Source organism: Hyphomicrobiales bacterium (genome assembly GCA_016710435.1).
GTDB lineage: Bacteria > Pseudomonadota > Alphaproteobacteria > Rhizobiales > Aestuariivirgaceae > Aestuariivirga.
The window spans coordinates 952,501-977,904 of record JADJVV010000001.1 but is presented as its reverse complement, the minus strand read 5'-3'; the positions used below and the strand labels follow the sequence as shown (position 1 = coordinate 977,904).

The 25,404-nt window shown below is 63.7% G+C and carries 24 protein-coding genes; 17 read left to right on the top strand and 7 right to left on the bottom strand.

Annotated features, from left to right (window positions below; translation table 11 throughout):
* Window positions 1–4: 4 nt before the first annotated feature.
* A complete protein-coding gene (locus IPM06_04750; GenBank protein MBK8769720.1) occupies window positions 5–253 on the bottom strand; it encodes a BolA family transcriptional regulator in 249 nt (82 codons plus the stop codon).
* A 162-nt stretch (window positions 254–415) separates the two neighbouring features.
* On the opposite strand from IPM06_04750, the gene IPM06_04745 reads away from it, so the two are divergent.
* The 3 genes from IPM06_04745 (at window position 416) to cobT (ending at window position 4,011) form a co-directional block, all read left to right on the top strand.
* A complete protein-coding gene (locus IPM06_04745) occupies window positions 416–1,015 on the top strand; it encodes a DnaJ domain-containing protein (protein ID MBK8769719.1) in 600 nt (199 codons plus the stop codon).
* 98 nt (window positions 1,016–1,113) lie between these two features.
* Window positions 1,114–2,115: a cobaltochelatase subunit CobS gene (cobS, locus tag IPM06_04740; GenBank protein MBK8769718.1), complete on the top strand. Its 1,002-nt coding sequence runs from the start codon at window positions 1,114–1,116 to the stop codon at window positions 2,113–2,115.
* 12 nt (window positions 2,116–2,127) lie between these two features.
* Window positions 2,128–4,011, top strand: coding sequence for a cobaltochelatase subunit CobT (cobT, locus tag IPM06_04735; GenBank protein ID MBK8769717.1), 1,884 nt, complete (start codon window positions 2,128–2,130; stop codon window positions 4,009–4,011).
* A 28-nt stretch (window positions 4,012–4,039) separates the two neighbouring features.
* On the opposite strand, the gene IPM06_04730 is transcribed toward cobT, so the two are convergent.
* The gene (locus IPM06_04730; GenBank protein ID MBK8769716.1) at window positions 4,040–4,876 is read right to left on the bottom strand and encodes an SAM-dependent methyltransferase; all 837 of its coding nucleotides are present in this window, start codon (window positions 4,874–4,876) and stop codon (window positions 4,040–4,042) included.
* Between IPM06_04730 and IPM06_04725 the strand changes: the two genes are divergently transcribed.
* Genes IPM06_04725 through IPM06_04710 form a run of 4 tightly spaced genes read left to right on the top strand, consistent with a single transcriptional unit; the run spans window position 4,875 to window position 7,243 of the window.
* Window positions 4,875–5,675 carry a ComF family protein gene (locus IPM06_04725; protein MBK8769715.1) on the top strand — a complete coding sequence of 267 codons (801 nt, stop codon included), beginning with the start codon at window positions 4,875–4,877 and terminating at the stop codon, window positions 5,673–5,675. The two genes, IPM06_04730 and IPM06_04725, sit on opposite strands and share 2 nt — an antisense overlap.
* 15 nt (window positions 5,676–5,690) lie before the next feature.
* The gene (grxC, locus tag IPM06_04720) at window positions 5,691–5,948 is read left to right on the top strand and encodes a glutaredoxin 3 (protein MBK8769714.1); all 258 of its coding nucleotides are present in this window, start codon (window positions 5,691–5,693) and stop codon (window positions 5,946–5,948) included.
* 3 nt (window positions 5,949–5,951) lie between these two features.
* Window positions 5,952–6,770 (top strand): carbon-nitrogen hydrolase family protein, encoded by an 819-nt coding sequence (locus IPM06_04715; protein MBK8769713.1) that lies wholly within the window; start codon window positions 5,952–5,954, stop codon window positions 6,768–6,770.
* A gap of 20 nt (window positions 6,771–6,790) precedes the next feature.
* Window positions 6,791–7,243 carry a DUF1178 family protein gene (locus IPM06_04710; protein MBK8769712.1) on the top strand — a complete coding sequence of 151 codons (453 nt, stop codon included), beginning with the start codon at window positions 6,791–6,793 and terminating at the stop codon, window positions 7,241–7,243.
* 8 nt (window positions 7,244–7,251) lie between these two features.
* Here IPM06_04710 and IPM06_04705 read toward each other — a convergent pair whose 3' ends face one another.
* Window positions 7,252–7,767, bottom strand: coding sequence for a DUF305 domain-containing protein (locus IPM06_04705; protein MBK8769711.1), 516 nt, complete (start codon window positions 7,765–7,767; stop codon window positions 7,252–7,254).
* A 211-nt stretch (window positions 7,768–7,978) separates the two neighbouring features.
* Here IPM06_04705 and IPM06_04700 point away from each other — a divergent pair, with 211 nt between their 5' ends.
* Complete coding sequence (locus tag IPM06_04700) at window positions 7,979–9,007, top strand: hydroxyacid dehydrogenase (GenBank protein ID MBK8769710.1); 1,029 nt, start codon at window positions 7,979–7,981, stop codon at window positions 9,005–9,007.
* Window position 9,008: 1 nt separating this feature from the next.
* Here IPM06_04700 and ubiG read toward each other — a convergent pair whose 3' ends face one another.
* Window positions 9,009–9,794 (bottom strand): bifunctional 2-polyprenyl-6-hydroxyphenol methylase/3-demethylubiquinol 3-O-methyltransferase UbiG, encoded by a 786-nt coding sequence (gene ubiG / locus IPM06_04695; GenBank protein MBK8769709.1) that lies wholly within the window; start codon window positions 9,792–9,794, stop codon window positions 9,009–9,011.
* Window positions 9,795–9,965: 171 nt separating this feature from the next.
* On the opposite strand from ubiG, the gene IPM06_04690 reads away from it, so the two are divergent.
* Window positions 9,966–11,219, top strand: a complete 1,254-nt coding sequence (locus IPM06_04690; protein ID MBK8769708.1) for an aspartate kinase — start codon at window positions 9,966–9,968, stop codon at window positions 11,217–11,219.
* A gap of 128 nt (window positions 11,220–11,347) precedes the next feature.
* A complete protein-coding gene (gene ptsP / locus IPM06_04685) occupies window positions 11,348–13,612 on the top strand; it encodes a phosphoenolpyruvate--protein phosphotransferase (protein MBK8769707.1) in 2,265 nt (754 codons plus the stop codon).
* A gap of 87 nt (window positions 13,613–13,699) precedes the next feature.
* Here the strand turns inward: ptsP and IPM06_04680 are convergent, their stop codons facing one another.
* On the bottom strand, window positions 13,700–14,128 hold the full coding sequence (locus IPM06_04680; GenBank protein ID MBK8769706.1) for a host attachment protein: 429 nt from the start codon (window positions 14,126–14,128) through the stop codon (window positions 13,700–13,702).
* Window positions 14,129–14,317: 189 nt separating this feature from the next.
* Here IPM06_04680 and IPM06_04675 point away from each other — a divergent pair, with 189 nt between their 5' ends.
* The 5 genes from IPM06_04675 to IPM06_04655 all read left to right on the top strand — a co-directional run bounded on the left by IPM06_04675 (window position 14,318) and on the right by IPM06_04655 (window position 19,110).
* Window positions 14,318–15,475 carry a helix-turn-helix domain-containing protein gene (locus IPM06_04675; GenBank protein ID MBK8769705.1) on the top strand — a complete coding sequence of 386 codons (1,158 nt, stop codon included), beginning with the start codon at window positions 14,318–14,320 and terminating at the stop codon, window positions 15,473–15,475.
* A gap of 10 nt (window positions 15,476–15,485) precedes the next feature.
* Window positions 15,486–15,935, top strand: coding sequence for a D-tyrosyl-tRNA(Tyr) deacylase (locus tag IPM06_04670; protein MBK8769704.1), 450 nt, complete (start codon window positions 15,486–15,488; stop codon window positions 15,933–15,935).
* 18 nt (window positions 15,936–15,953) lie between these two features.
* Entirely contained in the window at window positions 15,954–17,030 is a 1,077-nt protein-coding gene (prfA, locus tag IPM06_04665) for a peptide chain release factor 1 (protein MBK8769703.1), read from the top strand.
* Window positions 17,031–17,040: 10 nt separating this feature from the next.
* On the top strand, window positions 17,041–17,871 hold the full coding sequence (prmC, locus tag IPM06_04660) for a peptide chain release factor N(5)-glutamine methyltransferase (GenBank protein ID MBK8769702.1): 831 nt from the start codon (window positions 17,041–17,043) through the stop codon (window positions 17,869–17,871).
* Window positions 17,872–18,195: 324 nt separating this feature from the next.
* Window positions 18,196–19,110: a DUF4167 domain-containing protein gene (locus tag IPM06_04655; protein MBK8769701.1), complete on the top strand. Its 915-nt coding sequence runs from the start codon at window positions 18,196–18,198 to the stop codon at window positions 19,108–19,110.
* Between the two features lie 40 nt (window positions 19,111–19,150).
* On the opposite strand, the gene IPM06_04650 is transcribed toward IPM06_04655, so the two are convergent.
* Window positions 19,151–19,960: a formate/nitrite transporter family protein gene (locus tag IPM06_04650; protein ID MBK8769700.1), complete on the bottom strand. Its 810-nt coding sequence runs from the start codon at window positions 19,958–19,960 to the stop codon at window positions 19,151–19,153.
* 203 nt (window positions 19,961–20,163) lie between these two features.
* Here IPM06_04650 and clpB point away from each other — a divergent pair, with 203 nt between their 5' ends.
* Both clpB and IPM06_04640 read left to right on the top strand, forming a co-directional pair.
* Complete coding sequence (gene clpB, locus IPM06_04645; GenBank protein MBK8769699.1) at window positions 20,164–22,782, top strand: ATP-dependent chaperone ClpB; 2,619 nt, start codon at window positions 20,164–20,166, stop codon at window positions 22,780–22,782.
* A gap of 20 nt (window positions 22,783–22,802) precedes the next feature.
* The gene (locus tag IPM06_04640; GenBank protein MBK8769698.1) at window positions 22,803–23,168 is read left to right on the top strand and encodes an MmcQ/YjbR family DNA-binding protein; all 366 of its coding nucleotides are present in this window, start codon (window positions 22,803–22,805) and stop codon (window positions 23,166–23,168) included.
* A gap of 42 nt (window positions 23,169–23,210) precedes the next feature.
* Here IPM06_04640 and IPM06_04635 read toward each other — a convergent pair whose 3' ends face one another.
* Entirely contained in the window at window positions 23,211–24,848 is a 1,638-nt protein-coding gene (locus IPM06_04635) for a M23 family metallopeptidase (GenBank protein MBK8769697.1), read from the bottom strand.
* Window positions 24,849–25,404 lie beyond the last annotated feature (556 nt).

Genomic DNA, 25,404 nt, shown 5'->3' with positions numbered 1-25,404 from the left:
GGCCTCATCCGGTCGGAGCGACGACTTCAATCGCCAGGGCGTGGACGCGCTCCTTGAGTTCGTCCGCCAGCACCTCATTCACCTTGCGGTGCTGGTTGACGCGGCTGAGCCCCGCCAATGCCGCGCTGGTGATGCGGATGCGGAAATGGCTTTCGCCATCGGGCCTGCTGCCGGAATGACCTTCATGGTGATGGCTTTCGTCGATCACCTGCAACAGACTGGGCGCGAGGGCCTGTTCAAGTTTTTCCGCCATGCGTTTTCCAACGGGCCCCAATGCGTTTTGCAATTCTCTTGTTCCTTTTTTAACGGCCATGCACGAACCATCTCTGCGCTGGAAAGGCTTCGCCTTTTTCCTGCCGATGGGCTAGAAGATTGCCCTTCCGACCATCCCATTTCTGGTGTCCATAGTTCACGCATGAAACTCGATTCAAAGTATTTCGACAAGATCAGGATCACGCCGCGCGGTTCCAAGCCCGAGCCCAAGGCGGAGGCCAAGTGCGAGTGGCCGGGGTGCGAGAAGCCCGCGCGCCACAAGGCTCCGAAAGGACGCGGCCAGGAGGGGCAGTTCCACAACTACTGCACGGCCCACGTGCAGGAGTATAACAAGACGTACAATTATTTTGCCGGCATGACGGACGGCTCCATTTCCGATTACCAGAAGGCGTCGCAACTGGGCGAGCGGCCTACCTGGAAGCTGGGGGAAAATGCCCATGCCCGCGCCGGTTCCACCCGGGGCACGGCGCGGCGCTTTGATGATCCGATGGAAATCCTCGGCCGCGCGCGGCGCAAGCCCGCCGAGCAGAAGCTGGGCCGCGGCCTGAAGCGCAACGAGATGCAGGCCCTGCAGACCCTGGGCCTCGACGAGAATGCGACGCCCGACGACGCCAAGGCGAAATACAAGCTGCTGGTGAAGCGGCTGCATCCCGATGCCAATGGCGGCAGCCGTGCCAACGAGGACACCCTGAAGGCCGTGATCCACGCTTACGACACGCTTAGGGCCAGCGGCTTCTGCTGACTTGCCGTGAATGGCTTCTGCCTCTACAAGGCGGTGCATTCCCCCAATGAGCGACGGATCAATGAGGGCCTATCGCCCCTGTGACTGAGTGAGCTGACATGACTTCCACTTCGAATGGCGCCAACGGCGCCGCGCCCGGCAACCCGGACAAGATGGTTTCCGTCTCGCAACTGTTCGGCTTTGAATCGAACATGATGGTGCCGGCCTATTCCGCCACCAGCGAGCACGTTCCGGACCTTGACCAGGACTACCTGTTCAACAAGGAAACGACGCTGGCGATCCTCGCGGGCTTTGCGCACAACCGCCGCGTGATGGTGACGGGCTATCACGGCACCGGCAAGTCCACCCACATCGAGCAGGTGGCGGCGCGGCTGAACTGGCCCTGCATCCGCATCAACCTCGACAGCCACATCAGCCGCATCGATCTCATCGGCAAGGATGCGATCGTGCTGAAGGAAGGCAAGCAGGTCACGGAATTCCGCGAGGGCATCCTGCCCTGGGCCTACCAGCACAACGTGGCGCTGGTGTTCGACGAATATGACGCAGGCCGCCCGGACGTGATGTTCGTGATCCAGCGCATTCTCGAATCCTCGGGCAAGCTGACGCTGCTCGACCAGAGCCGCGTCATCCGCCCCCATCCGGCGTTCCGTCTCTTCGCCACCGCCAACACCGTGGGCCTCGGCGACACCACGGGCCTCTATCATGGCACGCAGCAGATCAACCAGGCGCAGATGGACCGCTGGTCCGTCGTCACCGTGCTCAACTACCTGCCGCATGTGCAGGAAGTCGGCATCGTGCTGGCGAAGTGCAAGGGATATGACACCGAGAAAGGCCGCAAGACGCTGGCCAACATGGTGCGCGTCGCTGATCTCACCCGCAACGCCTTCATGCAGGGCGATGTCTCGACGGTGATGAGCCCGCGCACGGTGATCACCTGGGCGCAGAACGCCGACATCTTCGGTGGTGACATCGGCTTGTCCTTCCGTCTCACCTTCCTCAACAAGTGCGACGAACTGGAACGCCCGATCATCGCCGAGTTCTACCAGCGCTGCTTCGGCGAAGAGCTGCCGGAATCGGCGGCGCGCCTCGCCATCGCCTGAGGCTGAACGACCATGGCGCAGGGCAAGGATGATCGCGCCGAACGCTTCAAGGGCGTGCTCGGCGCCGCCATGAAGACCATGGCGCTTGATCCGGAACTCAATGTGAGTTTCGGCAACGACCAGCCTTCCCTCACCGGTCACAAGGCGCGCCTGCCGCAGGTGCACCAGAATGCATCGTCGCGCGACATCTCCATCACGCGCGGACTCGCCGACAGCTTTGCGCTCCGCCTTTCGCATCACGCAGACAATTTGCATTCGCGCTACAGCCCGGTGGGCAAGAACGCGCGCGCGGTGTTCGATGCGGTGGAACAGGCGCGGGTCGAGGCGATCGGCGCCAATGCCATGCCGGGGGTGAAGCAGAATCTCGGGGTGATGCTGGACGACCGCTATGGCCGCACCGTCGTCAACCGTTCCTCGAACCGCCGCGACACGCCGCTTGAGGAAGCTGTGGGTCTCATCCTGCGTGAACGCCTCACGGGCGAAGCGCCGCCGCCGTCAGTCAGGTCCTATGTCGACCTGTGGCGTCCGTGGGTGGAAGAAAAGGCCCATGACCAGCTCGATCATCTCAAGGATGCCCTGAACGACCAGCAGGCCTTTGCGCGCCTGTCGCGCGAGCTGATTTCGGCGCTCGACATGGCGGACGAGCTGGGCGAGGACCCGGACAAGGGCGATGAGAACGAGGAGCAGGAAGCCGAGGAAGACGCAGGCGAGCGCAACGAATCTCCCGAAGGCCAGGAGCAGGAGAGCGAGTCGCAATCCGAAAAGATGGAGCAGGCGGAAGGTGAAACCGAATCCGCCGAGATGGAAGCTCAGTCGGTCGAGACGGACGAACAGCCTGACGATGACGCGACGGAAGAAAGCGCCGACGGCGAAGAGCCGTTCCGGCCGCAGCTTCCCTTCTCGTCCAACACCAACGAGGATTTCTACAAGGTCTACAGCAACAGCTTCGATGAAGTGGTCGAGGCCGATGACCTGTGCGATGCGGAGGAGTTGACGCGGCTGCGTGCCTATCTCGACAAGCAGCTGGCCAATCTGCAGGGTGTTGTGGCGCGCCTCGCCAACCGCCTGCAACGCCGCCTCATGGCGCAGCAGAACCGCTCCTGGGACTTCGACCTTGAAGAAGGCATTCTCGACTCGGCGAAACTGATGCGCGTGGTGATCGATCCCATGCATCCCCTCTCCTTCAAGATGGAGAAGGACATGCAGTTCCGCGACACGGTGGTGACGCTGCTGCTCGACAATTCCGGCTCGATGCGCGGACGGCCGATCACGGTTGCCGCGACCTGCGCCGACATTCTCGCCCGCACGCTGGAACGCTGCGGCGTGAAAACGGAAATCCTCGGCTTCACCACGCGCGCCTGGAAGGGCGGGCAGTCACGCGAGAAGTGGCTGGCGGGCGGAAAGCCTGCCAACCCGGGACGTCTCAATGATCTCCGCCACATCGTCTACAAGGCGGCGGACGAGCCGTGGCGGCGGGCGCGGCGCAATCTCGGCCTGATGATGCGCGAGGGGCTGCTGAAAGAGAACATCGATGGCGAGGCGCTGATCTGGGCGCACAACCGCCTGCTGGGCCGCCCCGAGCAACGCCGCATCCTGATGGTGATCTCGGATGGTGCGCCGGTTGATGACTCCACGCTCTCGGTCAATTCCGGCAATTATCTGGAGCGCCACCTGCGCCAGGTCATCAACGACATCGAGGGCCGCTCCCCGGTCGAACTCATCGCCATCGGCATCGGCCATGACGTGACGCGCTACTACAAGCGCGCCGTCACCATCGTGGATGCCGAGGAACTGGGCGGGGCCATGACGGAAAAGCTGGCGGAACTGTTCGACGAAAAGTCCGGCCCGCAGCCAGGGGCGCGGCGTGCGCCGGCGCGTGGCCGCAAGGCAGCCTGAACTTCACCTGGACTTCACCTGGACGGCGTTACTCGCCCTCTTTCACCCGCAAGGCATCGGCGAGGCGCATTTTGGCGGAACCCGGCTTCAGCGGCTGCTGTTGCGACGGATGCGGCTTCCACGCCATGGCCCACGCCACCTCCAGCGTAACGCGAATGCGGCCATCGGGATCGGCAAATCGCTCCTGGTAGATCTCGGCCACGCGCTGCACGAGACGGCGCGGGGTTATGCGGGGGTTGCGGCCGATGAGGGGGTTGGAGAACCCTGCGGCCTTGATCTCGGCCATCACGGCCAGCGCATTGTCATAACGGAGGGTCACGCGGTCCATGTCGGCCACGGGCAGGGCGAGGCCCGCGCGCTGCAGCAGGGCACCGGATTCGCGGAGGTCGATCATGGGAGCAACGCGGGGCGTGGCGCCTCCTGTCAATTCTGCCTCCGCCGCGAGCCAGGCCTCGCGCAACTCACGCAAGGTCTCTCCGGCAAAGAATGCGAAGAGGGCAAGGCCGTCCGGCCGCAAGGCCCGCGCGGCCTGTGCGAGATGGCCCGGCACGTCGTTGATGGTTTGCAGGTCGAGGAGGCTCACCAGGCAGTCCAGGCTCTCGTCGGCGCAGTTCAGAACGTCGTCGGGAGTTGGAGACAACACGCTGATATTGAAACATTTTCCCGATTGAACCAAGATTTCACGAGAAGTGGCCGGATGGGCTGCGATGAGGGCCGTGTCGGCGAAGCTGCGGTTGATGACGGCAAGACGCTCCGCCAGTTCATCGGCGATGCGCTGGTCGAGCAATGCCGCGGCCTCACCCGTTGCCGCAGCCCGTCGGGCAACGTGGACAGCGCGATCAAAGATGTGGTGAGCTTCACTCATGACGGATGAGCCGATAGCGGAAATTCCATCGCCGGGCCAGCGCGGGCGGCAACTTGCGCTTCACCTGTGGCATGGCTTCGTCGACTGGATCACGCCGCCCAAGTGCGTGGCATGCCGGGCGGATGTGACGGCGGGTGCAACGCTCTGCCTTTCCTGTTGGCAGACGCTCTCGTTCATCGATGATCCGGTCTGCGATGCCCTGGGCATTCCGTTCGAATATGACCAAGGCGAAGGCGCACTCTCGCCCGCTGCCATTGCCGATCCTCCCGCCTGGGACAGGGCGCGGGCGGCGGTGGCCTTCACGGAGACGGCCAAGACGCTGGTGCATCTTCTCAAGTACAACGACATGCACGAAGCGGGCTTGGCCATGGGGCGCATGATGTTGGGGCCCGGGCGCAGGCTGATTGCCGATTGCGACGTGCTGATCCCCGTGCCGTTGCACCGGCGGCGGCTGTGGAAGCGGCGCTTCAACCAGGCCGCCGTGCTGGCGCAGGAGATCGGGCGGCTCTCGGGCAAGCCAGTGGGGGCGCAGGTGCTGTTGCGCACGCTCTCCACCCATTCGCAGGTGGGGCTGACGGCGGAGGAACGGCGCAAGAATGTGCGCCGCGCCTTTGTGGTGCCACCCGAACAGAAGGCAGCCGTGGAGGGCAAGCGCGTTCTGGTCATTGACGATGTCCGCACCACCGGGGCCACGGCGGAGGCCTGTGCCGCCACGCTGAAGGCGGCAGGGGCCGCACACGTCGATGTGTTGAGCTTCGCCCTTGTGCTGACGCCAGCGCAGTTACATATTGATGCGTGACGGACCATTGAGATCATGCCTGAGATTACAATCTACACGACGCCGTTCTGCGGCTACTGCCACCGGGCGAAGTCCCTGCTGAAGCGCAAGAACGTTCCCTTTACCGAAATCGACGTGAGTGGCGACCCTGCGCTGCGCCAGCAAATGATGGAACGCGCCCATGGCCGCCGCACCGTTCCGCAAGTCTTCATCGGCGACACCCACGTAGGCGGCTCGGACGACCTGCTTGCGCTTGATGCGGCTGGCAAGCTCGATTCACTGCTGGTGGCCTGAGCCATGAAGATCGCCCTTGTACAGATGCGCTCGTCCGTTGATCCCGCCCGCAACGTGAAGGAGGCGGAAGCCCTGGTGCGTGAGGCCGCCGCCACGGGCGCCACCTATGTGCAGACGCCGGAAGTCTCCAACATCTTCGATCCGGACAAGGACCGCCTGCGCGCCCAGGTGCGGAGCGAAGGCGATGATCCGCTGGTGCAGCGGTTTTCTGCGCTGGCGCGGGAGCTTTCCATCCACCTCCATGCGGGGTCGGTGGCCGTGAAGGCCGATGACGGGCGGATCGCCAACCGCAGTCTGGTGTTTGCGCCCGATGGCCGCATCATCGCCCGCTACGACAAGATACATCTCTTCGACATCGACCTGCCCAACGGCGAGAGCTACCGCGAATCTGCCACCTACGCGCCGGGCAGGGAAGCGGTGGCGGCGGATGTTGCCGCCACCCGGGTGGGATTGTGCATCTGTTACGATATGCGCTTTCCACGCCTCGCCAACGCGCTCGCCAATGCGGGTGCGCAGGTGCTCGCCTATCCGGCGGCCTTCACGGTGCCCACGGGGCAGGCGCATTGGCATGTGCTGCTGCGGGCGCGGGCGATCGAGACGGGAAGTTTCGTGCTGGCCGCGGCGCAGGGCGGAGACCACGATGGCGGCAAGGCGACCTACGGACATTCAATCGTGATTTCGCCGTGGGGAGAGGTCCTCGCCGAAGCCGGAACGGAGCCTTGCGTCATTGCGGCCGAGATTGATCCCACCCAGTCCCCGCTGGTGCGGCAACGCATTCCCGCGCTCCGGAACGCGCGGGACTTCGTCTTGAAAACACCATGAGCCATTGCTAGGCCGACACCATGATCCGCTACGATCTCATCTGTGACAAAGGCCATGAATTCGATGGCTGGTTCTCGAACTCCGAGGCGTTCGAGACGCAGGCGAAGCGTGGCTTCGTGGAATGCACGCACTGCGGCTCGAACCGGGTTGAAAAGCAGCTGATGGCGCCGGGGTTGGGCGCGCGGTCCACCAAGAAAAGCGCGGGCGATGGTGGCGGCGCGCGCAAGGTGGCGGGCGGCACAGACCCCCGCATGCAGCAGATGATGGCGATGATGCGCGACATCCGCCGCCACGTGACGGAGAACGCCGAGAACGTGGGCGACAAGTTCGCCGACGAGGCGCGCAAGATCCATTATGGCGAGACGGAAGAGCGGGGCATCTACGGCAATGCCAGCCACGACGAGGCGAAATCCCTGATCGAAGAGGGGATCGCCGTCCACCCGCTGCCGCGCCTGCCCGAAGACGGGAATTGATCCCGCGCCTATTGCGGCGTTGCGAGCAGCTGCCTCATCTGATCGATTTCACGCTGCTGGCCTGCGATGATCTGCTGGCACAGGGCCTGGATGCGTTCGTCCGTTACCGGCGCTTTTTCGCACATCAACAGCGCGCCCGCATGATGGGGGATCATCGAGCGCAGGAACTGCTCGTTGCCGATCGCCGTCTGCGTGCGAATGCCAAGCCAGAAGAAGATGCCCGCCAGCAAGGCCAGCACCGCCCACAGCACGTTGAGGCGGGCGTTGCCATACATGCGATGCATCAGGGCGAGTTCGATCAGCACCATGGGGGCCGTCATCAGGCCTGCCATGTAGACCTGGTTGAGGCTGTTGAAGACATTCGCGGTCACATCCACCATGGCGTACATCAGGAAATACATGACGATGAAAGAGAGGAGCGCCATCAGCGCCAGACGCATGTAGGGATGGTGGGAACGGGCGCGGGGCTGCTCGCCCGCAGGGAATGCCTCTTTGCCAATAGGCGGTGCGTGATGCTCCGACATGATGCTGGGCCGGGTGCCGCGGGTCACGGAGACGCCCGGGCGTTCCTCCACGGGCTCTACAGGTTGCGGGGGTGCGGGACTTTGTCCGGGGACTTGCGATCTTGGCATGGGTTCGCTCCGCTGACCCCCCGGTCTGCTTAAACGCCCCGGCGCGTCAAAACGTTCCCCCGGCGGCGATTGATCGCTACCGGCAGTTCCGTCACAATGGGGCATGACCGATCAACGCCCCCTCGTGTTTTCCATCCCCGAACCGCGTTCGCTGGACCTCATCTTCACACCGGAGAAACTTGCGCTGTTGCGCCGCCATTTCCGTATCGTGGAGGGCGAGGGGACTGCGGGGCTTGCACTGCTCGAAAACACGATCGGCGAGATTGACTACATCATCGGCCAGCCACCACTGCCGCCGGAGCTCCTGGCCAAGGCGAAACGGCTCAAGGCGGTGCTCAACGTTGAATCCAATTTCCTCGACAACATGGATTATGACCAGTGCTTCATGCGCGGCATCCACGTCCTGTCGACGGGCAAGGTCTTTGCCCAGGCGGTTGCTGAAATCGGCCTGGGCTTTGCACTCTCGCTCGAACGCAACATTGCAGGCGCAGACCGGGCGTTTCGCCGCGGCGAGGAATTGTGGGGTGGGGACGGCAATGGCGAAGCGCGCCTCCTGTCGGGGAGTGAGATCGGACTGATCGGCTTCGGCGACCTCGGGCGGGCGCTCAACCGCCTGCTGCAGCCCTTCCGCGCGCAGGTGCGGGCCCACGACCCGTGGCTGCCCGACAGCGTGTTGCGCGAGGCCGGGATGGAACCTGCGTCCCTCGACGAGGTGCTGACGCAGAGCGATGTCATCTTTGTCCTTGCCGCCGTCACCACGGAAAACGGCGGCTTCCTCGGCGCGGACTCCTTTGCCCGCATGCGCAAGGGAGCAAGTTTCATCTTGCTCAGCCGGGCTGGGGTTGTCGATTTTGACGCGCTCATGGACGCGGTGGCGCGGGGGCACATCAAGGCCGCGAGTGATGTCTTCCCGGAAGAGCCGCTGCCGCGCGATCACCGCGTCCGCAAGCTGGAGAATTTCCTGCTCTCGGCCCATCGGGCGGGGGCGCTTGATTCCGCCTTCAAGGACATGGGGCGGATGGTGCTGGAAGACCTGCAGTTGATGGCGAAGGGCCTGCCGCCGCTCGCCATGCGCCGCGCCGAGCGCGAGACGGTGGCGCGCTTCCGCTCCAAGCCCGTGACGCGCAACTGATTCAGACGGCCTTCTGCGCCACCATCATGTAGTTGACGCCCATGTCGCGCGAGCGCCGCCAGTCTCCTGCGAGGGGATGATAGGTGACTCCGCTCTCGTCCTTCACGTCGCCGCCGTTGCCGGTGAGCCAGCCCTTCAGTTCAGCGGGCGTAATGAACTTCTCCCACTGGTGAGTGCCCTTGGGCAGCCAGCCCAATACATATTCGGCCCCCACGATCGCCAGCGCGAAGGACTTGCCCGTGCGGTTGATGGTCGCGACGAACATGAGACCGCCCGGCTTCAGCATGGAGAGGCAGGCCTGGGTATAGGCGGCGGGATCGGCCACGTGCTCGATCACTTCCATGTTGAGGATCACGTCGAAGCGTTCGTCCGCCGCGGCAAGATCCTCGGCAAGACCCACGCGGTAGTCGATGGAGAGGCCCATTTCCTGGGCGTGGACGGAGGCCGTCTTGATGTTCTTCTCGGAGGGATCCACCCCCACGACGGTGGCGCCGAGACGGGCCATGGGCTCGCAAAGCAATCCGCCGCCGCAGCCGATGTCGAGGATGCGGAGGCCCTCGAAGGGGCGGCGCTGCAGCGGGTCACGGCCAAGGCGGGCCGTCACCTGTTCGCGGATGTAGTCAAGGCGGACGGGATTGAAGACGTGGAGCACGCCGAACTTGCCCTTGGGATTCCACCATTCGGCGGCCATGCGGGAAAATTTCTCCACCTCGGCGGGATCGAGGCTGGGGGCGTGGGGGGCGGCGGCACCCGGCGCTGCTCCCGATGCGTCTGTATCGATGGTCATGGCGCGACTCTCCAAACTTTTCGGGCCCAATTTCCGGCCCTTATATTGCATCGCGGTGCCGCGTCCACTATGAGACGGCCCGACGCGTCTGGGAATTCCCTGATTGGTGCCTGCAAAGGGCCGAAATCGTTCTGATTTCCGGCGGCGTCCTGATTTGAGGGAATTTGGCCCATGGGCCGTTTGGTCATGAAGTTCGGCGGAACGTCGGTTGCGGATATCGAGCGCATCCGCAATGTCGCCCGCCACGTGGAACGGGAAGTCAAGGCCGGCAATCATGTCGCGGTGGTCGTCTCCGCAATGGCCGGCACGACCAACCAGCTTGTGGAGTGGTGCCGCCAGGCCGCCGCCGTCCACGATGCCCGCGAATATGATGCGATCGTCTCCACCGGTGAACAGATCACGGCGGGTCTTCTCGCCATCGTCCTGCAGGACATGGGCATCCCGGCGCGCTCGTGGTCCGGCTGGCAGATCCCGATCGAGACCGATGGTGTCCACGGCGCTGCCCGCATGACGGCCATCAACGGCGCAGAAATCCTGAAGCGCATGGAGCAGGGGCAGGTCGCGGTGATCACCGGCTTCCAGGGCATCGGCCCGGACAAGCGCGTCTCGACCCTTGGCCGCGGGGGCTCGGACACCTCTGCCGTTGCAGTGGCGGCGGCGCTGGAAGCGGCCTGTGACATCTACACCGACGTCGACGGCGTCTATACAGCCGACCCCCGCATCGTGACGGGGGCGCAGAAGCTCAACCGCATCTCCTACGAAGAAATGCTGGAGCAGGCCTCGCTCGGTGCCAAGGTCCTGCAAACGCGCTCGGTGGAGCTTGCCATGGTATACAAGGTTCCGCTGCAGGTGCGTTCGTCCTTCGAACCGCCGGACTCGCCGAACCAGAACAAGCCCGACGGCACGGGCCCCGGAACAATCGTTTGCGATGAGGACAAGATCGTGGAACAGCATGTTGTGAGCGGAATCGCCTATTCGCGCGACGAGGCCAAGGTCTCGATCCGCCGTGTCAAGGACCAGCCGGGCGTCTCGGCAGGCATCTTCGGACCGCTGGCGGAAGCCGACATCAGCGTGGACATGATCGTCCAGAACCTGTCGCCGGATGGCGCCTACACCGACATCACCTTCACGCTGGCGCGCAAGGATCTGCGCAAGGCCATCGAAGTGATCAACAGCATGAAGTCCAAGGTCGGCTTCGAGGACGTGGTGCATTCCGCCGACGTCGCCAAGATTTCGGTCGTGGGCATCGGCATGCGCAGTCATGCGGGCGTCGCAGCGCGCATGTTCAAGTCGCTGGCTGACAAGGGCATCAACATCCAGGCCATCACCACCTCGGAAATCAAGGTCTCGGTGCTGATCGACGAAGCCTACACGGAACTCGCCGTGCGGGCCTTGCATCAGGCCTATGGATTGGACAAGAAGTAAGGCATGAATCACGTCCGCCCCCGCATTGCTCCTGTCTGCCCGGTCTTCAAAGCCGCGGCATGGCGCAGCATCGGGCACAGGGCCGGCGTCATGCATTACCGTTACAAGCGCCCCTAAGGACACGTCTCATGGTCAGTGCCACACTCGGCCCGCGTGTCCTCCTCAGACGGCTCCGGGAAGTGATGGCGGAGCCGGAGACAGCGCAGGCCAAACTCGACAAGATCGTCATGATCATCGCCGCCAACATGGTGGCGGAGGTGTGCTCGATCTATGTGATGCGCCCCGGCAACGTGCTGGAACTCTACGCGTCTGAGGGCCTGAAGGCGGAGGCCGTCCACAAGTCGAAGCTGAAGACCGGTGAAGGCCTCGTCGGCCTCATCGGCGAACAGGCCATTGGCCTGAATCTTTCCGACGCCCAGACCCACCCGGCCTTCAAATACCTTCCCGAAACGGGCGAAGAAATCTACCAGTCCTTCCTCGGCGTGCCGGTGATGCGGGGCGGCGCCGTCATCGGCGTGCTGGTGGTGCAGAACCGCACCAAGCGCAATTATTCCGAGGAGGAAGAAGAGGCGCTGCAGACCACGGCCATGGTGCTGGCCGAGGTCATCGCATCCGGCGACCTGCAGGAAGTGGCGCGCGAGACGGCGATCGACGTCGCTCACATGCGCAGTCACAACCTGCGCTTCGACACGCTGGCTGAAGGCATTGCGCTGGGCCAGGTGGTGCTGCACGAGCCCCGCGTCGAAATCGAGAACCTGATCGCGGAAAGCATCCCCAAGGAGTTGAAGCGGCTGGAAGGCGCCATCGAGCAGTTGCGGGCACAGGTCGATGAACTTCTCGATGGTTCGGATGCCATGCGGGCCACGGATTATTCCGACGTGCTGGAGACGATCCGCATGTTCGCCCACGACAAGGGCTGGGTGAACCGTTTGCGCGATGCGGTGCAGACCGGCCTCACGGCGGAAGCAGCGGTGGAGCGGGTGCAGAACGACAACCGCGCCCGCATGATGCGCATGCAGGACCAGTATCTGCGCGAGCGCATGCACGATCTCGACGACCTGTCGAACCGTCTCTTGCGCATTCTCACGGGAGCGGTCGCCACGGCCTCGCGCACCGACCTGCCGGCCAACGCCATCGTGGTGGCGCGCAACATGGGTCCGGCGGAATTGCTCGACTATGACCGGGGCAAGATCCGCGGCGTCATCCTGGAGGAAGGCGGCAAGACCAGCCACGTCGCCATCGTGGCGCGGGCACTCGGCATCCCCGGCATCGGGCTGGCGGAAGGGCTGATCGACCTCATTGATCCCGGCGACGACATCATCGTCGATGGCGGCACGGGTGAAGTCTTCGTGCGACCGAGCCAGGAGCTGCAACGGGCCTACAGCGAGAAGGTGCGCTTCTATGCGCGCAAGCAGGCGCAGTTCGCGGCGCTGCGTGATCTTCCCGCCGTGACCAAGGACGGTTTCGAGGTTGAACTGAACATCAATGCCGGGCTCATCGTGGACCTGCCGCACCTGCACGATTCGGGTGCGGTGGGCGTTGGCCTCTACCGGACCGAATTGCAGTTCATGATGGCGCAGCGCTTCCCGCGCCTGTCGTCACAGATGCGCCACTACGCGCAGATCCTCGATCACGCCAAGGGCAAGCCGGTGGTCTTCCGCACGCTCGACATCGGTGCCGACAAGACGCTGCCGTATCTGCGCCAGCCGCGCGAGGAAAACCCGGCGCTGGGATGGCGCTCGATCCGCATGGCGCTCGACCGTCCGGCGCTGTTGCGGCTGCAACTCCGCGCCATGCTGATGGCAGGCGTCGGCCAGGATCTGCGCATCATGTTCCCGATGATCGCCGACGTGGATGAATTCCGCCAGGCAAAGGCGGCAGTGGACAAGGAAGTGGCTTACCTCACGGGGCGCAAGCATGCGCTGCCCAAAAGCATCAAGATCGGCGTGATGATCGAAATTCCGTCGCTCATCTGGCAGCTCGATCATCTCCTGCCGCTGGTGGACTTCGCCTCCATCGGCTCCAATGACCTGGTGCAGTTCCTCTTTGCCTCGGACCGCGGCAACCCGCGTCTGGCAGGCCGCTATGATCCGCTCTCGCCCGCAGCACTTTCAGCCATGCGCATGATCGTGGAGAAGGGGCGCCAGCACGGCAAGAAGGTGACGCTGTGCGGTGAACTGGGCGGGCGTCCGCTCGAGGCCATGGGCCTTGTCGGCATCGGCATGGCGTCCATGAGCATGGTGCCGTCTGGCGTCGGCCCGGTGAAGGCCATGATCCGCTCGCTGGATCAGCAGAAATTGTGGACGTTCATGGAGCCGCTGCTGCGCTCGCCGCTTCATTCGCTACGCGCCGACCTGATGGAATTCGCCAACCGCAACGCGGTGAGCATCTAAAAAAGAAAACCCCCCGCAGCCCCCTGCGGGAGGTTCAAAGTACCTTCCTTTTCACCCCGGTCCGGGAAGGTACGCCCCCAAGTTGCTTCAGAGCGGCAACTTGTCTTTCACGTGTTTCCAGATGGTCGCGTTGTCCTGGTGCGTATAGTCGTGGATGATCTCGGCGATGATGTGCTTGTGGGTGTCCTTGCTCAGGGCCTTGCGCAACACACCCATGGCGACGGCGGGCGCCACCAGCATGACCTGGTCGCATTCCTTCTTCGCCACACCGGTCTGCACCGTGTCGGCAAGGGTAGAGAGGAACTTGTCCTCTCCCCGCTTCTCGGGCGATGGCTTGTGGGCGACGGCGTGGTGCACGCCAGCGGCCAGTTCGGCGTGATGGTGGGCAAGGCGGGGGTCGTGCTTGTTCACCAGCGGCAATTCGCTCACGCCTTCATCCCGGTGCTTGTTGAGCAGGATGCGGGCATGGCCACCGTCGGCGATCACGATCCAAGTCTTGCGGGTTTCGTCCTTCATTCAGGAAATCTCCATTGGCTTCCCGCGGACTGTGGCCGCCGGGGAAAGTTCCCGCATTGATCGATATCAAACGCAAAATCTCACTGAATGGCCCGTGCGTTAGGGCATCATTCACCATTCTTGGCCATTCTCCGAACTGGTTATTCAGAGATTAACGCGGCAACTCAAATTGCCGGGGGTGACAAGGCCATGGACCATACTTCTTCCGACACGCATCACACACACGCATCTGGCGAAGCTGCCGAGGCCCACATGGCATTGCGCGACAAGCCCGATGGCCTGATGGACCCTGCGGGCGAGGCCGGTTGGTATCTGGAACGCGAACGCATGGCGCGCGGCCTGTCGCTCGATGATGTCGCCGCCTGCACGGGCATTCACCCCTATCACGTGGAAGCAATCGAATACGGCGACATGACCCACATGCCGCCCCGACTTGAGGCGCTGGAAATGATCGCGGCCTATGCGGATTTCCTCGGCTTTGATCCTGATCCCCTGCTGCACCACTACGCCTCGTTCCTGCCCATGCCGGAAGTGGCGCCACGCCGGCACCCGGCCAATCCCGGGCCGATGATGAGTGCCAAGATCCTGCCCTTCGGCAAGTTCCCGAAAATCCCTTCGCTCGATTTCAAGTCGATCAAGCTGCCGCCGATGCCCAAGGTGCCGGGCGGGCGGAACGGCCTCATCGCCTCGGCGGTGCTGGCGGTGTTGCTGGTTTCGGGCAGCGCCTACATGTTCACCGGTTCTTCCGATGCCCCTGCCCTGCAGGAGATGGCATCGGCGAGCGACCCCATGCCTACCGCCACGACCGGTCCCGATGCGGCCGATGTGAAGGTTTCGGAAACGGCGATCCCCACCGATGCGACAGCGGATGCGGCGCCCGCCGTTGACACCCCCATGCCGGGCCAGGGTGAAACCGAAGCCGACCAGGCTGCACTGCCCGATGGCGAAGGCACGGGCGATCTTGGTGCCTTCATTGCCGAACAGGTCGGCGATGCAGACCCGGCCACGGTCGCCACAACCAGCAAGCCCGCTGACATCGCCCCTGTGACAACGGGGCAGGGCAAGGTCTTCGGCAGCCAGGATGCAGACGTCCATGTGGTGCTGACGGCGACCAAGGCAATCTGGCTCCTCATCGAGGATGGCCAGGGCAATCGCGTCGCCACGCAGATGCTTAATCCCGGTGACACCTACCGCGTGCCCAACCGCGATGGCCTCGTTGCCATTGCACAGGACGGCGGTGCTCTCGTGTTTGCCATTGATGGCGTGGAAAAGGGCGTGCTGGGCCAGCCCGGTTCGCTGCTCGCGGCCGAACCGCTTGACCCCAAGGCACTCGCCGCCAAGGGCTGAGGCTCTTTTCGTGCGGGCGCTGGTGCAGCGTGTCTCGGAGGCGCGCGTCACCGTTGATGGCCGGATCACGGGTGAGATCGGGCGCGGCTTTCTCGTGCTCGTGTGTGCCATGCAAGGTGATCGCGCCGATGATGCCCGGTGGCTGGCGCGGAAGATCTCGGCCTGCCGCATTTTTCGTGATGACGCCGGAAAGATGAACCTTGCGCTGCCGGCCGTCGGCGGCGCTGTGCTCGCGGTCAGCCAGTTCACCCTTGCCGCCAACGGCTGTGAAAGCGGCAACCGCCCCGGCTTTTCCGCCGCGGCTCCCGCCGCAGAGGGCGAGCAGCTCTACGATATCTTCTGCCAGGACCTCGCTGCCACGGGGCTTGCGGTGGCGCGGGGTGTCTTCGGAGCCGACATGAAGGTCCAACTGGTCAACGACGGGCCGGTGACGATCTGGTTTGATACCGCCCACAGATGATTGTAGAGAGCGGCCCATATGGCTGCCCTCCCTCCCGAAAAACTTGACCGCATCATTGAACGCTTCGCGGCCGTTGAACACGGCCTGTCGAGCGGAGCCACGGGCGAAGCCTTCGTCAAGCTCTCCAAGGACTATGCCGAACTGGAGCCCGCCGCCAAGGCCGCGCAGGAATTGCGCGACGCCTATGGCGAGATGAAGGGTCTCGATGAAATGATCGCCGCCGGTGGCGAACTTGCGGCCATGGCCGGCGACGAACGTCCCGTCCTGGCGGAGAAGATTTCCGCACTCGAACACCACATGCGGCTGCTGCTGTTGCCCAAGGACGCGGCCGACGAGCGCAACGTCATTCTTGAGGTGAGGGCGGGAACGGGCGGCGATGAAGCGGCGATCTTTGCCGGTGACCTGTTCCGCATGTACCAGCGCTATGCCGCCGCGCAGAACTGGCGCGTCGAAGTGATCTCCGCCAGTGATGGCGAGCACGGTGGCTACAAGGAAGTGATCGCCAACATCTATGGCGCGGGCGCCTATGCCAAGCTGAAGTTCGAATCGGGCGTGCACCGGGTGCAGCGCGTGCCGAACACCGAGACGCAGGGGCGCATCCACACCTCCGCCGCGACAGTGGCGGTGCTTCCGGAAGCGGAAGAGGTGGACATCAAGATCGAGGACAAGGATTTGCGGATCGACGTGTACCGGTCCTCAGGTCCGGGCGGACAATCCGTCAACACCACCGACAGCGCGGTGCGCGTCACCCATATCCCGACGGGCCTTGCGGTGGCCCAGCAGACCGAGAAGTCGCAGCTCAAGAACAAGAACATGGCGATGAAGCTGTTGCGGGCGCGCCTCTATGAAATCGAGCGGGAGCGCATCGATTCCGAGCGCAGCGCCACGCGCAAGGGGCAGGTGGGTTCGGGCGACCGGTCGGAGCGCATCCGCACCTATAATTTTCCGCAAGGGCGGCTGACCGATCATCGCATCAACCTCACGCTCTACAAATTGCCGGAGATCATGGAAGGGCCGGCGCTGGAGGATGTGATCTCGGCGCTCATCTCGCATCATCAGGCAGAACTGCTGGCGGCCGAGGATGCCCGGGGCTGAAACCGTGGCCATGGCGCTGGCGCGGGGCCGGGCGCTGCTCGTTGCCGCCGACAGTCCCGATGCTGCGCTCGATGTGCGGCTCCTGCTGCAGGCTGTCATGGACCTCGACCATGCGGGCGTGATCAGCGCAGACCGTCAGGTGTTGACGCCGGAGCAGGCGCGGCGATTCGATCAGTTTCTGGCGAGGCGCCTGGCCCGTGAACCCGTTTCGAAAATCCTCGGGCAGCGCGATTTCTACGGCCGCCTGTTCAAGGTGACGGCGGACGTTCTCGACCCGCGGGCCGATACGGAGACGCTGATTGATCTCGCTTTGGAGCTACGAGCCGGACCCGGTGGCCGGGTGCTTGATCTGGGCAGCGGGAGCGGCGCCATCATCTGCACGCTGCTGGCGGAATGGCCTGATGTGACCGGCGTCGCAGTTGACCTCTCTGCGGCGGCGCTGGCCGTGACTGCGGAGAATGCGGAACGCCTTGGTGTGAATACGCGGATCACCCTGGTGCAAGGCGACTGGTTTTCCGGCGTGGCGGGCCGCTTTGACCTCATCGTGTCCAATCCGCCTTACATTCCTGCGGGCGAGATCGCCGCACTGGAACCGGATGTGCGCGCGCATGACCCGCACCTCGCCCTGGCGGGCGGTCCGGATGGTTTGTCCTGCTACCGGGCGATTGCCTCCGGGGCTGCTGCGCACCTCGCTGCCGGGGGCCGGATCATCGTCGAAATCGGCGCGGGCCAACGGGCCGATGTCGCTGCCCTCTTCTCCGCGGCAGGCCTTGTCCTGACGGCGGAGCGGCTGGACCTGGGCGGGCATGTGCGGGCGCTGCAATTCGCTGCTCTCTCTTGACGCAGCCGAGACTGGGCGGCCAGTCTTCAAAATCCCTTGGAATCGGAGAAGGTTTCCGCTATCTAAGCCTTGTATCCCCTGCCTTTTGAGACTGTTCAGCCGAAAGAGCCGGGTTTTGCTTCCGAAAACCAGCGAAATCCGTATCCCAGCGTACAGACCAGGCGATGAATGTGCCCGATAAGGTCACGTACGGCGGCGGCGGGGGTCTGCAAGCAGGACAACATGATTGCCCAGTCATTGTGACCACTGACTCGCATCCAGCCAAACCGGACGTTGCACGCGTGCGCGCCGGCTGAGGATTGCGTGTGGCATTAGGAACCCCCGATGAGACCCGGACAGAACAATTTCAAGAATCGTAACCGCAACCGCAATCGCAACCGTCACAGTGGCGGTGGTGGCGGCAGCGGTGGTGGCAATCCGGGCAACAGGGTGCTCGATTCCAACGGACCCGACGTGAAGCTGCGGGGCACTCCCCAGACAATTGCGGAAAAGTACATGCAGTTGGCACGTGATGCGGCGTCATCTGGCGACCGCGTGATGGCCGAGAGCTATTACCAGCACGCCGACCACTATTATCGCCTCTGGCTTGCCGCACAGCCTGCGGGCCAGCCCATCCAGTTTCCGCGCCGCCTCGACGAGGACGTGGAAGACCTGGAACCGGCGGAGGCCGACGACGATGCGGCCGAGACCGTGGCTGAAGGCGCAGAAGGCGGCGAGACTGCCCCTGCCGAAGGTGCCGCCGCCGAAGGCGAAGCTGCACCGGGCGAAGACTCCGGCCAAGGCCAGGCCCGTCCCTTCCGCAGCCGCGACAACCGCGAAGGCGGACGCGACCAGGGGAACCGTGACCAGCAGGGCGGGCGCTTCCGCAATCGCTGGCCGCGCCGTGGCGACCGTAATGCCGAACCGCGTGAAGGCGCCGCTCCGGCGGAAGCCGTTGGCGATGAGGGTGACCGCGCCGAGCGTCCGGAACGTCCTGAACGCCCCGAGCGGAATGAACGGCCCGAACGCGCCGAGCGCGCGCCGCGCCGTGACCGCAATGCCGATGCCGCTCCCGCAGCCGAGAGCGGCGGTGACTGGGAGGCTCCGTCCTTCCTCAAGCGGCCCGTGCCGGCGGTCAGCAGTGGCAGCGATGCCGAAACCCCTGAAGCCAGCCCGCCCGAGCGCCGCCCGCGGGCGCGCCGTCCCCGCTACGGGGAAGAGGGCGTGACACCCAACGAGCCCGTGACCGGCGACGAGTGAGATCAGCTTGTACCGCCATTCATGCGGTACAGGCGCTTGATCACTTCATCGGTCCATAGGCTAGCCGGTAGGTGAGGGCCACTCCGCCCGCACCGCCGATGATGTTTCCTATGGTGACGGGCACGAGATTGCCGAGATAGCCGGACAGCGACACATCCGCGCCCGCAGCCCAGCCTGCGGCGATCAGATACATGTTGGCGATGGAATGCTCGTAGCCGAGCAGTACGAAGCCCGCGATCGGCAGGAGGATGGCCAGGATCTTGTCGGCGGCACTGCGCGCGGCCACGGTCAGCCATACGGCGAGGCAGACCATCATGTTGCAGAGAATGCCGCGCACGAGAGCTTCGGGGAAGCTGATCGAGATTTTTGCCAGTGCAATCTTGCGCGCGGTTTCACCTGGCGGGCCGCCGAACAATCCCGACGCCTTCATCAGTGCGACGATAATGAGCGCGCCCACGAGATTTCCGGCAAAGGCGAAGGCCCAGTTGCGCAGGAGGGCCGAGGTGCTCACCTTGCGATCAACCCAGGCCATGACGATGAGGGCGTTGCCGGTGAACAGCTCCGCACCAGCCACCACGACCAGCACGAGGCCGAGCGAGAACACCAGCCCGCCGAGGAAGCGCGTGGGGCCGTAGGCGAGGTCCGTGCCGGTCACGACCGCCGTGAAGGCGGCGGCGCCGAGGGCAATGAAGATCCCCGCCATGACCGAGAGAACCGCAAGCGGCAGGGCATGGAGGGCGGCCTTGGTGGCACCAGCGTCCTCAATCCGCTTGGCCACCTCTGCCGGCTTGAAGGCATCGATGCCGGTGGGATCGCGGCGCGGGTCCGGCTGCTGCAGGTCGAGGGGCATGGCATCTCCAGGGAATGGGCCTCTCCATCCTAGCGCAATCCGGCGCCATGCCCACATGACCGGGATCAAACTGCGCCCCGCCGCCGCAGGGGGAGTTGTGCCCGCAAAACGCCTCCCCATATGAACGTGAAGTTCAGCCGTTGACGGCGTTCCTGGGGGTGCTTTCGAGGCTCCGGGGGAACGTGCCGAGGAGGAGAGTACATATGGATTTTTCGAAATACACCGAGCGGTCGCAGGGTTTCATCCAGTCCGCACAGGCGCTCGCCCTGCGCGAAGGCCACCAGCGGTTCACCCCGGAACACCTTCTGAAGGTGCTGCTGGATGACGAAGAATGCCTGGCCGCCGGATTGATCCGCGCGGCGGGTGGCGATCCGCGCCTGGCGCTCCGTGAAACGGAAGCGGCCATCGCCCGCCAGCCCAAGGTCTCGGGCGGAGGTGCGGGGCAAGTCTATCTCGCCCCTGAAATGGCGCGCGTCTTTGATGCCGCGCAGAAGCTTGCCACGAAGGCGAGTGATTCCTTTGTGACGGCGGAGCGCCTGTTGCAGGCGCTGGCGCTGGAGCAGAGCGAGGCCGCAAAGGCGCTGAAGGCCGCCAATGTGACGGCGCAGGGTCTCAACACCGCCATCAACGATATTCGCAAGGGCCGGACCGCCGACACGGCGTCGGCCGAGCAGGGCTATGACGCGCTGAAGAAATACGCGCGCGACCTCACCGAAGCGGCGCAATCGGGCAAGCTCGATCCGGTGATCGGGCGCGACGAGGAAATCCGCCGCACCATCCAGGTACTGTCGCGGCGCACCAAGAACAATCCCGTGCTGATCGGTGAACCCGGCGTCGGCAAGACGGCGATTGCCGAAGGGCTGGCACTGCGCATCATCAAGGGTGACGTGCCGGAGAGCCTGAAAGAGAAGAAGCTCATGGCGCTCGACATGGGCGCACTCATTGCAGGTGCCAAGTATCGCGGTGAATTCGAGGAGCGGCTGAAGGCGGTTCTGTCAGAGGTCACGTCCTCCAACGGCGGCATCATCCTGTTCATCGATGAAATGCACACGCTTGTGGGCGCTGGCAAGTCGGAAGGGGCGATGGATGCCTCCAACCTCCTGAAGCCGGCATTGGCACGGGGCGAATTGCATTGCGTGGGCGCCACCACGCTCGATGAATACCGCAAGCACGTGGAGAAGGATGCCGCCCTGGCGCGGCGTTTCCAACCGGTCTTCGTGAGCGAGCCCACGGTTGAGGATACGATCTCCATCCTGCGCGGCATCAAGGAGAAGTATGAACTGCATCATGGCGTGCGCATCACCGATGCGGCGATCGTGGCGTCGGCGACACTCTCCAACCGCTACATCACCGACCGCTTCCTGCCGGACAAGGCCATCGACCTGATGGACGAGGCGGCCTCGCGGCTGCGCATGCAGGTTGATTCGAAGCCGGAGGAGCTGGACGAATACGACCGCCGCATCATGCAGCTGCAGATCGAGCGCGAGGCATTGAAGAAGGAAGACGACGCCGCCTCGAAGGACCGTCTCGGCAAGCTCGAGAAGGAACTTGCCGGGCTTGAAGAAAAGTCCGCCGCCCTGACGCGCAAGTGGCAGGAGGAGAAGGACCGCCTTGCCGCGTCGTCAAAGCTGAAGGACGAACTTGACCAGGCCCGCACGCAGTTGGAGCAGGCACAGCGCAAGGGTGATTTCGCCCGCGCGGGTGAGCTTGCCTATTCGCGCATCCCCGAACTGGAAAAGAAGCTGAAGGCTTCCGAGGAGGGGTCCGGCCACAAGCTGGTGGAAGAGGCTGTCACGGACACGCATATCGCCCAGGTGATTTCGCGCTGGACCGGCATTCCCGTGGACAAGATGCTGGAAGGCGAACGCGAGAAGCTGCTCCAGATGGAGCAGGCGCTGGCGAAGCGCGTGGTCGGGCAATCCGATGCGGTGGCCGCGGTTGCAACGGCAGTGCGGCGCGCGCGGGCGGGATTGCAGGATCCCAACCGGCCCATCGGCTCCTTCATGTTCCTTGGCCCAACGGGCGTGGGCAAGACGGAGCTGACCAAGGCGCTGGCATCGTTCCTGTTCGATGATGAACACGCCATGGTGCGGATCGACATGTCGGAATACATGGAGAAACATGCGGTTTCGCGGCTGATTGGCGCGCCTCCGGGCTATGTCGGCTACGACGAGGGTGGTGCCCTCACCGAAGCGGTGCGGCGGCGGCCTTATCAGGTCGTGCTGTTCGACGAGATCGAGAAGGCGCATCCGGACGTGTTCAACGTGCTTCTGCAGGTGCTCGATGACGGCCGCCTGACCGATGGCCAGGGCCGCACGGTGGACTTCAAGAATACGTTGATCATCATGACGTCGAACCTCGGCTCTGAACACCTTGTCCGGCTCGGCGAGGAACAGGACGTGGATGACGTGCGCGATGACGTGATGGAGGTCGTGAAGCGGGCCTTCCGTCCGGAATTCCTCAACCGCGTGGACGAGATCATCCTGTTCCACCGGCTGAAGCGGCAGCACATGGGTGCGATCGTCGACATCCAGATGGTGCGGCTGCAGAAGCTGCTGAGCGACCGGAAGATCGATCTCAAGCTCTCCGACGAGGCGCGGACGTGGCTCTCCGACAAGGGTTATGATCCGGCCTATGGCGCGCGCCCGCTGAAGCGCGTGATCCAGAAGGCGGTGCAGGATCCGCTGGCGGAGGCCATTCTTGCCGGCCGCGTGAAGGACGGGGCAGCGGTTGATGTGACGGTCGTCAACGGCAAGATCGCCATCAACGGCATGGTGGATGGCGAAACGCCCGCCCCCAGCAACGTGGTGACGCTGCACTGAGCTTCGCCTAACCTGGCGGCATGACGCCAGCTCGCTACAATGCTTTTTGCGCCGCCCTGCCGCACACGTTTCACGTGGTGCAGTGGGGCGGCGCTCTTGTCTGGAAGGTGGGTGGCGCGAAGGGCAAGGTCTTTGCCATTGCGTGGGATGAAGGCGCCAAGGGCCTGCACGTTACCTTCAAATGTTCACAGATGAGCTTTGACCTTCTGAAGGAACAGCCAGGCCTGCGGCCTGCGCCCTATCTCGCGTCAAGGGGCATGCTGTGGCTGCAGCGCACTGATTCCCGCAGCATGGACGACGCCGCTCTGTGTGATTACATCCGGGAAAGCCACAGACTGGCGGCGCAAAACCTGACGAAAACGATTCGCACGCGATTGGCGCTCTAGCACCGAGACTCTGCTTGCGCCTTCGGTTGTGGGCGCGGAGCGTTACTGGCCTGCCTGGGCGACCTGCGAGGACGACGGGGCGGACTGCATCATGGCGAGCACGCGTTGCTTCGTCGAACGGAAGCTCTGCAAATCCTTGCCGGCCAGCTGACGGCCACCGGTGGCCTTGATCGCGGTCGGGTTCACCGGACGGTCATTGACGCGGACTTCGTAGTGCAGATGCGGGCCGGTGGAGCGGCCGGTGGTGCCGACATAGCCGATCACCTGGCCCTGGTTCACGCGGGCGCCCGAACGGACGCCGGCGGCGAGGCGGGACATGTGGGCGTAGAGGGTCTTGTACTTGGCTCCGTGCTTGAGAACGACGGCGATCCCATAGGTGCCATGGCGGCCCGCGAGATCGACAACACCAGAGCCTGCAGCACGGATCGGCGTTCCCGTGGGCGCACCGAAATCGACGCCGGTGTGCATCTTCGAATAGCGCAGCAGCGGATGGCGGCGCATGCCAAAGCCCGAGGTCAGGCGCGCGCCAGATACCGGCGTCTTCAACAGGGCACGTGATGCGCTGCGGCCGTTCTCGTCGAAGTAATCGGTGTGACCGTCGGAGGTGGTGAACCGGAAATACGTCTGCGTCTTGCCGTCGAAATTCAGCTTGGCGTAGTGCAGCACCTTGCGCTTGCTGGAAGAGCCGGTGAGTGGCTTGCCGAACAGCATTTCATAGGAATCAGACGGTTCCAACTGGTGCTGGAAATCGACATCGTAGGAGAAGATGCGGGTGAATTCCGAGACGATATAGTCGGGGACCGCATTGTCCTTGGCGGTCGCATAGAGGCTCGCACCGATGCGGTTACGCGCCACGAAATTGGGAATCTCGGCGTATTGCGAGGTGCTGCCGTCGCCCTTGCCGTCGATACGGGCATCGAAGCGGCCATCTTCGTCGGCTTCAACGACAATCGTTTCCTTCGGACCCGGCTTGAAGGAAAGTTCCACGGGGAAGATCACTTCGCGGCCGTAGAAGTCATACTGGCGGTCGAGCGTGACTTCGAATTCGGTGCCGGCCTTGATCATGCCGAGGGGCAGGATCGGTTCGATCGACTTCACCAGCGCCTGGGCGGCGGCCTTGGAGACACCGCGCTCGGTCAGCTCTTCCATGATCTGACGGCCCTTGGCGAGGACGAATTTTTCGTCGACCGGTTCGGGCGGTGGTGACTTGGTGATGGTTGTGATGTTTTCGTTTTCGCTTTCGACGGCCTCGATTTCAGCGTCGAGAACGGCCGTTTCCTGCTCGCCATAGGGCAGTTCGGCCTCGGAAATCTCGGGATAAGACCAGTTTCCCTGCAGTTCACGCTCGGGCAGCACTTCCGTTGCAGGGCCTGTCGAGGCAGTCTGGAGATTGGTGTTGCGGAGCGCCTTGGCCGATTGTCCGTCCACGGATGAAATCGCCGCGTTGGCGCCCATGGGAACGGCGTTCTGCCCGAAAATGCCAAGGGTCACGCCGCCAATCAGCAGGGTGGCCGCGATACCGGCGATGCAGGTAGTGAGAAGCCAGCGATGGTGATGGGAGTCTTCAAGGAACGATGTTTCGAGATCAATGGCCTCGAAATCCTGATCAATCGGGACAAGGCTGGCGCGGGGAGCCCTGGGGCGCGGTCTGCGGACGTCCTTATCGCCTTGCTCTCTCAACTCAACTCGCTCCCGCCTTGAGAACCCGGTGCCGCGACCGGGCGAAATTCCTGTATTCAAGCAAAAGGCCGACAGACCCCACCAACCGCAGTATGGTTGTGGTTGATGGTCGATCGCCCCGTTGCGGTGCAGAATGCCCGCGGGGGGGTTAGCCTGTCAACCGTTTCGGCCAACCCCCCTTTTCAGCAGCTGGCCGCTGGAGCGGAAGGTTGCCCCCTCCCAGTCCAAACACCAGTGTGGAGCCTCGCGGTTGCTATTCCGTTAACCATAACAGGACGATTCCAGGATGCCTTTCGGCGGCACAGGGAAATGCTGCCCCTTAAACTGTGCATGTGCAGCATGGATTTTTGACCAACCAGCCAGAAAATTGCCCGCAACCGCTCCCGGCCGGCCCGGAGTTCCCTCTGCAGCAGTATAAATATCTCTTCTAAATCATATGCTTACAAGATTTTTCAAAAAAGTTGCAAAGGGCGCTTGACACTTCGATGGAGCCGAACATATAAGCACCATCACTGAGGGACACCGGCGCTCCGGCGACGATGCCTCCGTACGAAAT

What these genes read in the sequence shown, in the direction of transcription:
- IPM06_04750 (MBK8769720.1), bottom strand. Translation starts at nt 253, where the DNA reads ATGGCGGAAAAACTTGAACAGGCCCTCGCGCCCAGTCTGTTGCAGGTG.
- IPM06_04745 (MBK8769719.1), top strand. Translation starts at nt 416, where the DNA reads ATGAAACTCGATTCAAAGTATTTCGACAAGATCAGGATCACGCCGCGC.
- cobS (MBK8769718.1), top strand. Translation starts at nt 1,114, where the DNA reads ATGACTTCCACTTCGAATGGCGCCAACGGCGCCGCGCCCGGCAACCCG.
- cobT (MBK8769717.1), top strand. Translation starts at nt 2,128, where the DNA reads ATGGCGCAGGGCAAGGATGATCGCGCCGAACGCTTCAAGGGCGTGCTC.
- IPM06_04725 (MBK8769715.1), top strand. Translation starts at nt 4,875, where the DNA reads ATGACGGATGAGCCGATAGCGGAAATTCCATCGCCGGGCCAGCGCGGG.
- IPM06_04730 (MBK8769716.1), bottom strand. Translation starts at nt 4,876, where the DNA reads ATGAGTGAAGCTCACCACATCTTTGATCGCGCTGTCCACGTTGCCCGA.
- grxC (MBK8769714.1), top strand. Translation starts at nt 5,691, where the DNA reads ATGCCTGAGATTACAATCTACACGACGCCGTTCTGCGGCTACTGCCAC.
- IPM06_04715 (MBK8769713.1), top strand. Translation starts at nt 5,952, where the DNA reads ATGAAGATCGCCCTTGTACAGATGCGCTCGTCCGTTGATCCCGCCCGC.
- IPM06_04710 (MBK8769712.1), top strand. Translation starts at nt 6,791, where the DNA reads ATGATCCGCTACGATCTCATCTGTGACAAAGGCCATGAATTCGATGGC.
- IPM06_04705 (MBK8769711.1), bottom strand. Translation starts at nt 7,767, where the DNA reads ATGTCGGAGCATCACGCACCGCCTATTGGCAAAGAGGCATTCCCTGCG.
- IPM06_04700 (MBK8769710.1), top strand. Translation starts at nt 7,979, where the DNA reads ATGACCGATCAACGCCCCCTCGTGTTTTCCATCCCCGAACCGCGTTCG.
- ubiG (MBK8769709.1), bottom strand. Translation starts at nt 9,794, where the DNA reads ATGACCATCGATACAGACGCATCGGGAGCAGCGCCGGGTGCCGCCGCC.
- IPM06_04690 (MBK8769708.1), top strand. Translation starts at nt 9,966, where the DNA reads ATGGGCCGTTTGGTCATGAAGTTCGGCGGAACGTCGGTTGCGGATATC.
- ptsP (MBK8769707.1), top strand. Translation starts at nt 11,348, where the DNA reads ATGGTCAGTGCCACACTCGGCCCGCGTGTCCTCCTCAGACGGCTCCGG.
- IPM06_04680 (MBK8769706.1), bottom strand. Translation starts at nt 14,128, where the DNA reads ATGAAGGACGAAACCCGCAAGACTTGGATCGTGATCGCCGACGGTGGC.
- IPM06_04675 (MBK8769705.1), top strand. Translation starts at nt 14,318, where the DNA reads ATGGACCATACTTCTTCCGACACGCATCACACACACGCATCTGGCGAA.
- prfA (MBK8769703.1), top strand. Translation starts at nt 15,954, where the DNA reads ATGGCTGCCCTCCCTCCCGAAAAACTTGACCGCATCATTGAACGCTTC.
- prmC (MBK8769702.1), top strand. Translation starts at nt 17,041, where the DNA reads ATGGCGCTGGCGCGGGGCCGGGCGCTGCTCGTTGCCGCCGACAGTCCC.
- IPM06_04655 (MBK8769701.1), top strand. Translation starts at nt 18,196, where the DNA reads ATGAGACCCGGACAGAACAATTTCAAGAATCGTAACCGCAACCGCAAT.
- IPM06_04650 (MBK8769700.1), bottom strand. Translation starts at nt 19,960, where the DNA reads ATGCCCCTCGACCTGCAGCAGCCGGACCCGCGCCGCGATCCCACCGGC.
- clpB (MBK8769699.1), top strand. Translation starts at nt 20,164, where the DNA reads ATGGATTTTTCGAAATACACCGAGCGGTCGCAGGGTTTCATCCAGTCC.
- IPM06_04640 (MBK8769698.1), top strand. Translation starts at nt 22,803, where the DNA reads ATGACGCCAGCTCGCTACAATGCTTTTTGCGCCGCCCTGCCGCACACG.